Here is a 14310-nt window from a genome sequence, read left to right on the forward strand (position 1 = left end):
TCCAGTAAATGCGCGCTTTATCCCATATCGAGAATAACTTCTGCCGCTCATAATAGCTTCAACAAAACGGCTTACCGCCATCTTAAACCTGTTATGTTCTTGTCCTTATTTGTGGCCAAAATTGTCATAACGAAATGGAGTTATTCTTATGAAAAACCAATTATCGCAACTAAAACGGCACCTCTTAACGGGTACCAGTCACATGTTACCTTTCGTTGTTGCTGGTGGTGTATTACTTGCCCTATCAGTTATGTTAGGTGGTAAAGGTGCTGTACCTCAAGGTGTTTTCCTTGAAGGCCTTTGGGATATGGGTATCGCAGGTTTCACATTATTCGTACCAGTGCTAGGTGGCTACATTGCTTACTCTATCGCTGACCGTCCAGCACTTGCTCCAGGTATGATTGGTGCTTACCTTGCCAACCAAGTTAACGCTGGTTTTATTGGCGCCATCATCGTCGGTTTCATTGCAGGTTACGTTGTTCTACAACTAAAACGTATTCCACTGTCAAACAAACTAAAAGCCATCTCAACCTATTTCATTCTTCCTATTGGTGGCACATTTATCGTTTCAGGTCTTGTTATCTGGGTTATCGGTGCACCGATTGCAATGGCAATGGAAGGCATGAATACTTGGCTACAAGGCATGGCTGGTACCTCTAAAGCATTCTTAGGTGTAATTTTAGGTGGTATGACAGCCTTTGATATGGGCGGTCCAATCAACAAAGTTGCAACCTTATTTGCTCAAACACAAGTGGGTACTCAACCGTGGTTAATGGGTGGTGTAGGTGTTGCTATCTGTGTGCCACCTCTAGGTATGTTCCTTGCTACGCTACTATCACCTAAGCGTTACTCTGATGAAGAGCGTGAAGCAGGTAAAGCCGCGGGTATCATGGGTTGTATCGGTATCACTGAAGGCGCAATTCCATTCGCAGCGTCTGATCCAGTACGTGTAATCCCATCAATCGTTGTTGGTGGCATCGTTGGTAACGTAACCGCATTCTTGTTCGGTGTACTAAACCACGCGCCTTGGGGTGGTCTGATTGTACTCCCAGTTGTTGATGGTCGTATCTTCTATGTCGTCGCTATCATTGCAGGCTCTGTAACAACAGCACTGATGGTTAACTTCTTGAAAAAACCAATTGCAGACCGCCAAGAAGAAAAAGCGACAACCGCTGCTTCTGATGATCTAGACCTAAGTTTTGATTAATAACACTGCATTCATTTATCAACGCGAAAATCGCATTAAATAACAAATTTGGAGAATCACATGAAATTATTAGCTATCACTTCTTGCCCATCAGGCGTTGCACATACTTACATGGCAGCAGAAGCTTTAGAAGTTGCAGCAAAAGCCAAAGGCTGGGATGTTAAAGTTGAAACTCAAGGTTCTATCGGTATCGAAAACGAAATCACCATGAGTGAAGTTGCTGACGCTGATATTATTATTCTGACTAAAGATATCGCGATTAAAAACGAAGAACGTTTCGCTGGAAAGAAAATTGTCCGTGTCGGTGTGGCAGACGCAGTAAAAAAAGCACCACAAATTATGGATAAAATTGAAGCGCATTTAGCGCAAGCTTAATCGCCCCATAAGGCGCAATTAAATGTGTGCCTTATGATTTCCCCCTCTAACAAAGCCACCTTAGATCACATTATTTAAGGTGGCTTTTTATATAACAGCTAAAACAGCCACATCATCAAAATAAACTGGCATCAAGATAACAATTTAAAAAGCATTATATCGCTTCTAACTACCAGCTAAATGATAATGTGCACATTCACACATAGGCTATATAGCGTTCTATGTCAGTTAGCTCACGTCCATGAAAAATAACAATAAGTAGACGCAAGACATGCATAATATTTTCATTGATTTGCTTGATAGTGCCATTTCTGATTTTGAATCATTAAACAGCATTTGGTTTGCAGGCGACTCATTACCACCACTAGAATCGAGCTACCAAGTTAACTTTCCACGCCTTGAACTGGTCTTTAAAGGCCGTTATGCCAACACCTTTGATAGCCAACAATCAGACGTGGCAGATATTACATTAGGTGTCGGTGACGCTTTATTTATTCCTGCCAATGCGTGGAATAAACCAGATTGGCAACATGAATGCTCAGTATTAAGTTTATTGTTTGGCAAGAGCCAACTTGGGTTTAGTTTAGTCAGTAAACGTGAACATGAAGAGGGCTTTTATGATGTTCAGAAATACAGTGTACCGCAACGTAGTAGCCACGCGATTGATCATATTCTCAACGCGCTCTCAAGCCTTACTCACGAAAAAAAACGCCAGCCTGCTGATAAGTTTTTATTAATGGCTTTACTGTGTTACTGCAAAGATATGCTTGAAATGCCAACAGCCGACTGTACCCGTCGTAGCCAAGATTTATTTAAAGGCATTTGTATTTACGTTCAAGAAAATTTTCATCGTAATATCAACCGTAACACGGTGGCTGAACGATTTAATATCTCCCCTAATCACCTCTCACGTTTATTTCGTCAAGAAGGTCACATGCGATTTGCCGATTATATTGCGTGGGTACGATTAGAACGGGCAAAATTTATGTTAAAACGCTACAACTTCCGTTTAGAAGAGGTGGCTAATCGCTGTGGTTATCATGACTCTAACTATTTTTGCCGCGTATTTAAACGTAAAACAGGCAAAACACCAACGGAATATCGAGCGCATTAAAAATACATATAAAACATGAATTAGTGCATATTTATATTCTATTTTTATCGATACCCATTAAAACTAATAAGACTAATATGCTTTTATTTTAATGGGATATAAGAAATGAAAAAATCACTGCAAGCTCTTATTGTTCTTTGTGCATGTAATATTAGTATCTCTGCTTTTGCTAATACAACATCAGCAATGGAATCACCATTACCCATTCCATTTTCTCAGCAAATTCATAGTTATCAATATTCTGGGATCGTTGATAATGATGTTACCAATGACTTTAGTTTTTATGGTCATCAAGGCCAGAAAATCACAACCTTAGTAACAACCGATAGCGCTAAATTATGGGTAACTATCAAGCATCCACAAATGAAACAAGCCGCTGATATATCTGAAATTTCAACCAATCCTAATCAACGAGATACTTATACGTTACCTTTCACAGGCCAATACCATCTTAGTATTGGTGAATATCACGCCATCAGTAAACGTAACTCAAGCCAAAATTACACCCTAAAAATCACCTTGAATTAAGTTTTATAGCACCATCAAATAAATGACATTGAAATAAACACATTTCAATGTCATTTGTCAGTCAGCTATAACCTCTCAATAGCCCCCGCAAACAACAATAGTACGATCTCACAGAGTCTTTAACACGGTCACATAACCATCAATTGGGTACATAAATCCAGTTACAGCGCCTTTTGTCCACTGCTAATTTTTTTACGAGCGTAATACACTCATACTTTATTCGCGCAGTTGACAGGAGTCTCACGTGTCGCATATTTCATTAGATGGTCAGTGGTTACTCACTTCACCACAGCATTCTCATATTTCTATTCCATGTTTACTGCCTGGCGACATTCACTCAGCACTTATTCAGGCAGATTTACTGCCCCAACCTTATTTTGGCTGTAATGAAGAATTAATTCAATGGGTTGGTGAGAGTGAGTGGCTACTAACAACGCAGCTAACACTCACCGCCGAGCAACTCAATGCAACCGCTATCGATTTGAATTTATCATTTGTTGATACCATGGCAATTGTAAGTATCAACGGTACACAAGTGTTAGCATGTAGCAACATGTTCCGCCATTACCATATTGATGTTCTGCCCTACCTACAACAGGGTGTGAACCACATCAATATTGCATTAGCACGTAATGATAGTGAAGCTCAACGACGTGCAGAGAAATTACCTTTTCCGGTGCCATGGGCAGTCGGTAATAATCAAATTCCACACATGAATACTCTGCGTAAAACTCAATGTCACGCAGGCTGGGATTGGGGTATTTGCTTATTATCAACAGGGGTATATAACTCACTGACACTCACCCCTATTTATGAGACTCGTTTACACCATGTCAGAACCCAACAAGCATGGTTAACTAATGGGGATTGTGAAGTCACCGTTAGCATTGATTACGAAGTACTGAAGGACTGTGCGGAGCAAGCACTTAAAATTAACTTTGATAAGCAAGTACACACTATTGCTATAGACAATACAAATAATGGCATTCAAACCGTTACCACCACTATAGTAGTGACTAATCCACACCGTTGGTGGCCTGCAGGTTATGGCAAGCAACCGCTATACCCATTAGCGGTTACACTTAATAACCAAACCATTTCCAAAAAACTTGGCTTACGTGAACTCACACTAAATACGCAAACAGATGCTATTGGTAGTGCAATGACATTTGTGGTTAATGGCAATCCAATCACTGCCAAAGGTGCCAATTGGATTCCATTAGATGCCCTACCCAGCCGCCAAACGCCAGCACGTTACCGACAATTATTAGAAGATGCAGTTGCTGCTAACATGAATATGATCCGTGTCTGGGGTGGTGGCATGTATGAGCATGATATTTTTTATGAGTTGTGCGACGAACTCGGATTATTAGTGTGGCAAGATCTGATGTTTGCCTGCGCGTTATATCCATCAACCCCTGAGTTTTTAGCCGATGTTGAATTAGAAATTGTTGACCAAGTTAAACGTTTAGCAGATCACCCATCACTGGCATTATGGTGTGGTGATAACGAAGTCATTGGTGCCATTGGCTGGTATGACGAATCTAAACACAACCGCGAAAAATATGTGGTCAACTACGATCGGTTAAATCGCATGCTACAGCAAGTCGTTGAACAGTACGATCCAAACCGCCGTTTTTGGGCAAGCTCACCGTGTAATGGTGAACTTGATTTTGGTGATGCATGGCATGATGACAACCGTGGCGATATGCATTTTTGGGATGTCTGGCACTCGGGTAAATCGTTTGATGCCTACCACAGTGTTAAACCGCGTTTTTGTTCAGAATTTGGTTATCAATCATGGCCATCTTTGCCAACGGTAAAAACCTTTGCTGACGATGAAGATTGGAACGTTACCTCGCCGACGTTTGAACAACACCAAAAGAACGGTCGTGGTAATAGCATTATGACTGAAATGTTTACTCGCTATTTCCGCTTTCCGATTGGATTTGCCAATATGTTGTATTTAAGCCAAGTACAACAAGCAATAGCCATTAAAACCGCATCTGAATTTTGGCGAGTGCATAAACAACATTGCCGTGGAATTCTTTATTGGCAACTTAATGATTGCTGGCCTGTAAGTTCATGGTCAAGTATTGAATACACCGGACGCTGGAAACAACTCCATCATCATGCAAAACGTTTCTTTGCTCCCATTATGGCAACCTTTATTCAACAGCCACAACAACCTTTAACGCTGCATGTGGTCAATGATCATCATCAATCGATGCCAATTAGCGGAACAGTGATCAAGGTAGATTGGTACGGTAATACACTGACGACATGGCAAATAGATACCGAGCTCGCCTCTGACAGCAGTGACATTGTATGGCAAACAGACGCGGTATTAACAGCCTCTGAAGCGAAACAAATTTTTTATCATGTCAGCTTAACTGGCGCTGATGGCAGCGTGACTGAAAATGATTATTACCCGTGCTTGTTCAAGCATGCGCAATTGCAAACGCCAACCATTAGCACTGAATGGTATCAAGATAACGATACTATTTGGCTAGAACTCGACACTAACTACCCAGCATTATTTGTTGAACCACAACTTGAATGCCAAGGTCGTTTTAATGACAGTAGTTTTACGTTATTACCAAGTCATATTACAGGCACTAAACATCGCCTTTATTATATTGGTGATTGCGATCTTAAAACATTAAACCAGCATTTAACGGTATATCACCTTCGAGGAACCTATTAATTTATAAAGCTTGAAAAAATAATATAAATAACAGCAACAGATACGCATCTTTATATATGTGTGTCTTGTTACAACTTTTATTTATTAATAAACACTATCTATTTTCATCATGTTTATACGGAATTTATCTTCTCACATTTATAATAAGGAATTATCATGATCATAAATAAAGTCCATACGCTCGCGTTAGTGACATTAGCCGTATTATGCGCTCCAAGTTCTTTTGCCGCTGAAAAAAATCAATTAACGATTGTGGCTGACTTTTATCCCACCATGATCCGTAACTTTAACCCTTACTTAGCAACCAATTTACGTACCACAACCGACTTTATTTATGAGCCGTTGGTTATTTTTAACCAAATGCATGGTAATAAACCCGTGATGCGATTAGCGAAAGACTACTATATGTCTGACGATCTTAAGCAAGTCACATTTGAAATTCGTGAAGGCGTCAAATGGTCAGATGGCACCCCATTTACCGCTGATGATGTGGTGTATTCATTCCAACTGATCCATGATAAACCAGAGCTTGATCCGAAAAGTATGGATCGCTGGATCAAAAGCGTTCGCCAACAAGATAACAAGGTCATTTTTGAATTAACCGAAGCGAACTCTAATCTGCCATTTGAAATATCTTCGATCCCTATTGTGCCGAAACACATTTGGAAAGATATTGAAAAACCAGAATTGTTTACCAATGAAAACCCTGTCGGCTCAGGCCCATTTACTGAAATTGATACCTTTACCCCACAGCTTTATGTGCAATGCCGTAACCCTAACTACTGGGATAACGACAACCTAGCAGTCGATTGTTTACGGGTACCACAAATTGCCAATAACGATCAACTGTTAAACAAAATCATCAAGTCAGAGCTTGACTGGACCAGTGCCTTTATTCCTGATGTTGATGCGTTGTATGCCGCGCGTAATCCAAACCATAAATACTGGTATCCTGCGGCAAGTACGCAAGCATTTATGATGAATTTTAAAACACCGCATTCAGGTAATAACGAAGCCATCAATAACCTTGATTTCCGTCGTGCGCTATCAATGGCAATCGATCGCCAAAAAATCATTGATGTCGCTTTTTACGGTAACGGTATTGTTAATGATTATGCATCAGGCTTAGGTAAAGGCTTAGAATTCTGGGCTGATCAAGATATTTATAACCAATACAAAGGCTTTAATACTTATAACATTGATAACGCCAAAGCATTACTAGCTAAAGCTGGCTTTAAAGATATCGATGGTGATGGTTATGTAGAAACGCCAACCGGTAAAAAGATAGAAATTGCGATTCAATCTCCAACAGGTTGGACTGACTTTAATAATACGGTTCAACTTGGGGTTGAGCAGTTACAAATGGCCGGAATTGATGTTAAAGCGAAAACTTCTGACTTTGCGGTCTATAACCAAGCCATGACCAATGGTACTTATGATATGGCTTACACTAACTACTTTAACGGTGCCGACCCTTACCGTTACTGGAACAGTGCCTATCATTCACGTTATCAAGAAGGCGCGAGCATGCCCCGTTTCGCAATGCACTTCTTTAAAAATGCCGAATTAGATCAATTACTGGATAATTTCTATAAAACAGCCGATCAAAGTGAGCAAAAAGTGATTGCGCATAAGATTCAAAAAATTATTGCTGAAAATCAAATCACTATTCCTGTGATGTCTGGGGTTGATGTCTACCAATTTAATGAAAGCCGTTACACCGGTTGGTGGAGTACTGATAATCCTAAAGGCCGTCCTTTAGCATGGGCTGGCGTTCCTGAGCGTTTATTACACGTATTAGATTTAAAACCAAAAGCATAATAAAAAATAATACCGTCATCTTTTGGTGACGGTATTTATTAGGCTGAAATAAATAGATGACTTTATTAATGCTGCGATTATTTAATCGCATCATTTTTAATTTCAGTGCTATTTAAATCTAAATAAAAATCTTTATTAGGAATAATTCAATGGTTTTTTTCTTTCGGCGATTATCATTTTATTTTGTCGCATTAATATTTGCAGCTACCTTAAACTTTATATTACCTCGCGCAATGCCGGGTGATCCAGTAACAATGATGTTTGCTAATGCCACCTCGCATGTTAGCCCTGAACGTATTGAAGCCATGCAAAAACTGCTTGGCTTTGTTGATGGTCCTTTATATGAGCAATACTTTTCTTATCTTGCCAATATATTTACCGGCCAATGGGGAACGTCGATTAAGTTTTATCCGTTATCGGTGAATGATCTCCTTGGTAGTGCGATTGGCTGGTCGTTATTTTTAACCGGAACCGCAGTTGTTTTATCATTTTGTATTGGCTCGGTAATGGGTATTTTTGCCGCTTGGCGTCGTGGCAGTTATTACGACACCTTTATTTCGCCGACAACATTGGTGGTGCAATCTATTCCGTCAGTGGTGATTGCAATGCTGGTGATGTTCACCTTTGCGATTGGCTTAGAGTGGTTCCCTATTGGCAATGCGTATACTTCTGGTACTACACCAGATTGGTCAAGTTGGGCATTTTATAAAGATGTTATGTACCACGCTGCCCTGCCGTTGTTATGTGCCACCGTCAGCCAAATTGGTGGTTTTTTAATTAGCATGCGTAACAACATGATCAACTTGCTTAATGAAGACTTTATCACTATGGCAAAAGCCAAAGGATTAAGTGAGCATCGAGTGATATTTAACTACGCCGCGCGTAATGCGATGCTACCTAGCGTAACCGCACTATCAATGGCTTTAGGCACTGCAATCAGTGGACAGTTAATTGTGGAGATGATCTTTAACTACCCTGGCCTTGGAACCGTGTTATTAAACGCAATTCATGCCCGTGATTACCAAGTACTGCAAGGACAATTATTACTGATGACTCTATTTATGTTGTTCTTTAACTTTATGGCCGATCTATTAATTGCGCTGTTAGACCCGCGTCTACGTAAGGGAGATCGATAACATGAAAGGCATTATTCAATTATTAATTCGTAACCCTAAATCATTAACTGGACTCTGTATTTTAGTGGTGTTTGTGTTAGCCGCTCTGTTTGCGCCAATGATCACTAGCCATGCCCCCGATAGAGGAACAGGCAACCCACATGAATATCCTGCGTTTGTGGTTAAAGCTGCGCAAAATAACCCTGATGGTTGGATTGCAAAAAACTTAGCCACCAATAAACGTACCCTACTGATGTCAAAAAAAGCCGACCATATTCTTGGCACTACCCGTATGGGGCGTGATGTATGGTCGCAATTAATTTATGGCGCACGCACATCGCTAGCGGTTGGTTTAGGTGCAGGGGTTTTAGTGTGTTTTCTAGCAACTTTAATTGGCGTTTCTGCGGGCTATTTTGGCGGTAAAGTGGATGAAATATTAACGGCTGCCATGAACATCATGTTAGTGATCCCACAACTACCGCTACTGTTTATTATTGCCGCATTTATTGGGCAAGCGGGGCCATTTACGATAGCGATTGTTATTGCGATCACTTCATGGGCATGGGGCGCGCGGGTGGTACGTTCTCAAACGCTATCCCTACGCGAAAAAGAGTTTATTCGTGCGGCAGAAGTATTAGGTGAGTCACCTTGGCGTATTATTGCCGTTGAAATTCTACCTAACTTAATGTCGATTGTTGGCGCTAGTTTTATAGGCTGTGTACTGCTGGCAATCATGACCGAGGCCAGCTTATCGTTCCTTGGTCTTGGTGATCCAAATGCCATCAGTTGGGGAGTAATGTTATATAACGTTCAGACCTCTTCGTCGATGTTGATTGGCGCATGGTGGGAAATCCTCGCCCCATGTCTGGCGCTGATTTTTATTGCTATCGGTTTATCGTTATTAAACTTTGCCGTCGATGAAATAGCCAACCCACAATTACGTTCACACAAAGGCATGCGCCGTTGGCAGCAACGTAGTGATGAAACCCTGATAGCGACTCAAACTGAAATGCCTCACCCTATCGCTGAGGGTGGAATCAAATAATGAATAGCAACCTATTAACATTCACTTTTAGCCGTGAGCATCAATGCGATCAATTAACTCGAACACTGCATTTAACCTTGAGGGAACATTCAACATTAACCGTTAACCAAGATGTGAGTGATTTTAATGCTGAGATCAGTAAGCACGTTATTACTGTTGCCGATATTCAAGACATTGGCTATTTAATCGCAACCACATTTACTCAAGCAACAACGTTACAACTGTGCATTGATACCAACATTGCTGCTTGTTTCGAGCGCCAGCAATGGCTGAAATGGCTCTCTTTTGGTTTAGCGTTATCAAATTATCATTACCACCACCGTAACAGCCCATTATTAGCACCGACACTGGCAGATTTTACTCTACTTAATGCTGGTGCTGGTGCTGGTGCTGGTGCTGGTGCTGGTGCTGGTGATAATGCTGCATTTGCAGATGGTAAAGTGCTCGCTCACAGCCAATTGATTGCACGCGAGTTAACTAATAAACCGGGTAATATTCTCTATCCACAATCTTTTATCGAGGCTGTAGAAGCATTAGCGATCAACAACATTGAATTATCCTACCTTGATGATGTGATGATGCTTGAACAAGGATTTGGCGGCTTAATGAGTATCGCACAAGGTAGTGATCGCGAAGCGCGCTTGTTATGTCTTGATTACCATCCGCAAGATCCCCGATTTACCGTCGCGATGGTCGGTAAAGGTGTCACCTTTGATTCTGGTGGTATCAGCATTAAGCAACCACGTTATATGAGTACCATGAAAGTCGACATGGGCGGGGCGGCAGCCGTTGTGGGCGCGTTAAATGCCATCGCTCAACTACAATTACCGATTCGTGTGATTGGCTTATGTGGCTTAGTGGAAAACATGCCATCAGGTAAAGCGATTAAACCCGGTGATGTGGTCACCATGCTCAATAAAACCAATGTTGAAATCATTACCACTGATGCTGAAGGACGAATGGTGCTTGCTGATGTACTTCATTATGCTCAGCAGCACTACCAACCTGATTATTTAGTCGATATTGCCACCTTAACGGGAGGCACTGGTATTGCACTTGGAAAAGCCTATGCCTCATTAATGGGTAATGATAATAACTTGATTGCGAATGCTCAAACAGCAGGTCAAGCATGTTCTGAACTGTTATGGCCAATGCCGACAGGTGGCATGTTTACCACCGCACTTAACAGTGACTTTGCTGATCTACGCCATGGCAGCGAAGAGCCAGACGGTAGCCCATGTGTTGCGGCTACTTTTTTAGAACACTTTATTCAACCGGATCAAAAATGGATCCACATTGATTCTGCCGCAATGTCACTCGGCATGAACCACCGTAAAATTTATCCTAAAGCCACAACGGGCTACGGCACTTTATTATTAACCGAACTTTGCCAACAATTGATCTTGCAAGATCGGTTGCACCAATAACAAGGAAGTTAACATGATCTTATTAGCAAATTCAGAAGCCTACCCTGGCATTGCAGCATCCGCTCGTCGCCTACAAGCAGGTGAAGAAGGTTTACGGGCTTTAGTTGAGGGCATTAAGCTGGTGGAATTAGATCCACGCGTACGTACCGTCGGTTATGGCGGCTGGCCGAATGTATTAGGTGAAATGGAATTAGATGCTTCGGTAATGGATGGCGACAGTTTACGTACTGGCGCAGTTGGAGCGTTAAAAGGCTATATTCATCCAATAGAAGTCGCCTATCAGGTAATGACCGATCTCAACCATGAAATTTTAGTTGGTGAAGGTGCTGCAATTTTCGCTAATGAAATTGATGCCATTGCTGGTAATAATCTTATTGAAGATTCAAAGCAAGTGTGGTGGCAAAAACTAGAGCAAGCAATGACACCAGAGCAACAAGCAGCATTTCCTAACGTGCCTCTTGCGCCACTGTCTAATAATGCCACTGATCCTGAGCGAGTGCGTGATACCACGGTTTTTCTAAGCAGTGACATTAACCGCAAAATTACTGCAGCAACCTCGACTTCGGGTTGGGCATGGAAATACCCCGGTCGTTTAGGTGACAGTCCAATTATTGGTGCAGGATCGTATGCCGATAGCCGTTATGGCGCCTGTGCTTGTACTCACACAGGGGAAATGAGTATTCGTTGTTCAACAGCCCATGCTGTGGTGTTATATATGAAGATGGGGATGACGTTAGATGAAGCCGTCTATGAAGCGATTCGCGATCTTGATTATCTAAAAGATGGCTATACCGAAGGCGTCACTATTCATGCGATAGATTGCCATGGTAATCATAAAGTAGTGAGCTTAAATTGTCCGGGATATATTACTTACTGGTTATGGCAAACGGGCATGGATAAGCCGGAAGAACGTCAAGCTGAAGTGATCATGACTAAGTAATTATTCTTACCCAAAAGATAATATCGCCACACTAAAATCAACAACACCCTGTTAAGATTAGACTAACAGGGTGTTGTTATATACCAGCCGACCTTTGATTATTTACATTTATTAAGTACAAATCCCCACACCTTTTGCCATAGAATATCGAGTTGATTATAAGGTATATAATCATAACGAAAGGCTTTACTATCATCTTCTGCAATACTTTTCACATACTGCTTATTATCGATAGTGACAATTTTCGTAAAACCACGCGTATAAGGCGACACTTCACGCTCAAGAAAACGCAAAGCTTGGCGAGGATCCGTCGTCACTTTGATAATATCAGGATGATGAGATAAACCATGAGTGATCTTTAACTTAAACCTTGTCATTGTTGCTGTCCTTGAAACGATTGCGATACTCAACAACCGTATAAATAGAAATAAAAAAGTGGGTTTAAATAAAATATACTCGCTCTTGTTTGTTTTAAATATCAGCAATATGTTTCAATTTGTATGAAAGATAGGAAGTTGTAACAAAGGCTATCATCAAATAATAAACAACGAAGTATTATTAAAAATAAGGCAGCAAGATCATCTCAATTGACTAATTTTTTATATATTATTCCATTAAGAAACTCACTCTATGCCTATACCTCAATATCTAATACCCTCATTATTATGCGTTAGTATCTCCATACTCAGCGGTTGCAATGATGATAATACTAACAGTACCCCAATCCCTGAAGAACCAACTCAAGCAGCTGAAGAATCCGATCCCAGTTTAGCCATCGAAGAAGATAACTGTGATGTCGATAATTTCCAATTACTTGATTTTACGCCATGGCAACGGGAGAACGGTTACTGGGTCGGTGAATATACCTTACTCGGTGCAGACGGTACGCCACAGGTTTCTAGCCGTTGGCCTTACCGTTATGATAATTATAAAGGCTTTATTCATTTAGAAGTGATTGGAAACGCGATTAAACAACGAAATGTGTTTTTGTACCCGCCCAAATTAGCAGAATTATGTGATGCAACCACCGAAGCACTCGGTAATGGTCAGTGTGGTATCAATGGCAATGAGAAAATATTCAGTGCCGATCAAAAAGCCACTGATTGTAGTGGTAATATTTCAGGTCCATTTGAATCATTTGGCATGACATTAGACACTAATACCACCTTGATTGGCGATGATACTGTGCTTTACCAAGTAAGAATGCCTGATGGCAGTATCATACAAAATCAACTCACCACTCTACCACCGAACGACAGCCGCGTTCGTACTGCTCAAGGCTTTTTCTCTGGGAGTTCCACCTACGCCAGTTATTACCGCGAGCGTAAAGTGACCCAAGAAGAATTTTTCCAATTACTCGCTGCTGCACGTGTTGAATACAACATTCTCGAAACCGATCACTGTGGTTACGACAATACTAATCAACCCAGTCAAACCACCTGTGATGAGCATTTTGGGTTAGATCTTTCAGCTGAGTAATGACAAAAAAGCGTGCGCTTAGATCACTAAGAGCACGCTTATTTGATAACTATTAATCTATTGACTAATTAATTAAAATGTCGCCTGCAACGCTTGTTTCTTATCACCTGTCATCACAAACCGTAATTCACCACCGGCTTTAATATCGCTGTGTTTAAAGGTTAAGTTAGCACCTAACTCTTGACCATTAATAGTGACTGACTGCACGTATTTATTCACCGGACTATTATTATCAGCCACAATAGTAAATTCACCACCTTCAACATCAATTGACACCTTATCAAACAGTGGACGACCGATAGAATAAGTAGGATCTGCGGGTGTTACTTGATAAAAGCCCAATGCACTCATGATGTACCATGCCGACATTTGTCCTACATCTTCATTACCAATTAAACCTGTCGGCTCTGTGGTATAGAACTGGTTCATGATTTGATCTAAGTATTCTTGTGCTTTCCATGGCTCATCAGTCAAATTATACAAATATGGAATATGATGCGAAGGCTCATTACCATGCATATGGTAATATAATCACTATATTGTCTAATATTC

The 14310-nt window shown here is 41.0% G+C and carries 12 protein-coding genes and 1 pseudogene; 11 read left to right on the forward strand and 2 right to left on the reverse strand.

What is annotated here, in order from left to right:
• The first annotated feature begins 148 nt into the window (after window positions 1-148).
• From OC457_RS17360 to OC457_RS17405, 10 genes are all read left to right on the forward strand, one after another.
• Window positions 149-1207, forward strand: a complete 1059-nt coding sequence (locus OC457_RS17360; protein WP_080176296.1) for a PTS fructose transporter subunit EIIC — start codon at window positions 149-151, stop codon at window positions 1205-1207.
• A gap of 60 nt (window positions 1208-1267) precedes the next feature.
• Window positions 1268-1582, forward strand: coding sequence for a PTS fructose-like transporter subunit IIB (locus OC457_RS17365; protein ID WP_080156461.1), 315 nt, complete (start codon window positions 1268-1270; stop codon window positions 1580-1582).
• 271 nt (window positions 1583-1853) lie between these two features.
• Window positions 1854-2696, forward strand: coding sequence for a helix-turn-helix transcriptional regulator (locus OC457_RS17370; RefSeq protein WP_080176297.1), 843 nt, complete (start codon window positions 1854-1856; stop codon window positions 2694-2696).
• A 105-nt stretch (window positions 2697-2801) separates the two neighbouring features.
• Window positions 2802-3224 (forward strand): hypothetical protein, encoded by a 423-nt coding sequence (locus OC457_RS17375; protein WP_080176298.1) that lies wholly within the window; start codon window positions 2802-2804, stop codon window positions 3222-3224.
• Window positions 3225-3468: 244 nt separating this feature from the next.
• Window positions 3469-5931: a beta-mannosidase gene (locus OC457_RS17380; protein ID WP_080176299.1), complete on the forward strand. Its 2463-nt coding sequence runs from the start codon at window positions 3469-3471 to the stop codon at window positions 5929-5931.
• Window positions 5932-6204: 273 nt separating this feature from the next.
• Window positions 6205-7752, forward strand: coding sequence for an ABC transporter substrate-binding protein (locus OC457_RS17385; RefSeq protein ID WP_235866998.1), 1548 nt, complete (start codon window positions 6205-6207; stop codon window positions 7750-7752).
• Window positions 7753-7901: 149 nt separating this feature from the next.
• A complete protein-coding gene (locus OC457_RS17390) occupies window positions 7902-8888 on the forward strand; it encodes an ABC transporter permease (protein WP_080176301.1) in 987 nt (328 codons plus the stop codon).
• 1 nt (window position 8889) lies between these two features.
• Window positions 8890-9912, forward strand: a complete 1023-nt coding sequence (locus OC457_RS17395) for an ABC transporter permease (RefSeq protein ID WP_080176302.1) — start codon at window positions 8890-8892, stop codon at window positions 9910-9912.
• Entirely contained in the window at window positions 9912-11339 is a 1428-nt protein-coding gene (locus OC457_RS17400) for a M17 family metallopeptidase (RefSeq protein WP_080176303.1), read from the forward strand. Before OC457_RS17395 ends, OC457_RS17400 begins: the two co-directional genes overlap by 1 nt.
• A gap of 13 nt (window positions 11340-11352) precedes the next feature.
• The gene (locus tag OC457_RS17405; RefSeq protein ID WP_080176304.1) at window positions 11353-12279 is read left to right on the forward strand and encodes a N(4)-(beta-N-acetylglucosaminyl)-L-asparaginase; all 927 of its coding nucleotides are present in this window, start codon (window positions 11353-11355) and stop codon (window positions 12277-12279) included.
• 98 nt (window positions 12280-12377) lie between these two features.
• Here the strand turns inward: OC457_RS17405 and OC457_RS17410 are convergent, their stop codons facing one another.
• Window positions 12378-12656 (reverse strand): hypothetical protein, encoded by a 279-nt coding sequence (locus OC457_RS17410; protein WP_080176305.1) that lies wholly within the window; start codon window positions 12654-12656, stop codon window positions 12378-12380.
• A 253-nt stretch (window positions 12657-12909) separates the two neighbouring features.
• Between OC457_RS17410 and OC457_RS17415 the strand changes: the two genes are divergently transcribed.
• Complete coding sequence (locus OC457_RS17415) at window positions 12910-13758, forward strand: hypothetical protein (RefSeq protein WP_080176306.1); 849 nt, start codon at window positions 12910-12912, stop codon at window positions 13756-13758.
• 72 nt (window positions 13759-13830) lie between these two features.
• On the opposite strand, the pseudogene OC457_RS17420 reads toward OC457_RS17415, so the two are convergent.
• Window positions 13831-14280 (reverse strand): annotated as a pseudogene (locus tag OC457_RS17420) (glycoside hydrolase domain-containing protein); the annotation flags it as partial.
• Window positions 14281-14310: the final 30 nt, after the last annotated feature.

Source organism: Photobacterium toruni (assembly GCF_024529955.1).
GTDB lineage: Bacteria > Pseudomonadota > Gammaproteobacteria > Enterobacterales > Vibrionaceae > Photobacterium > Photobacterium toruni.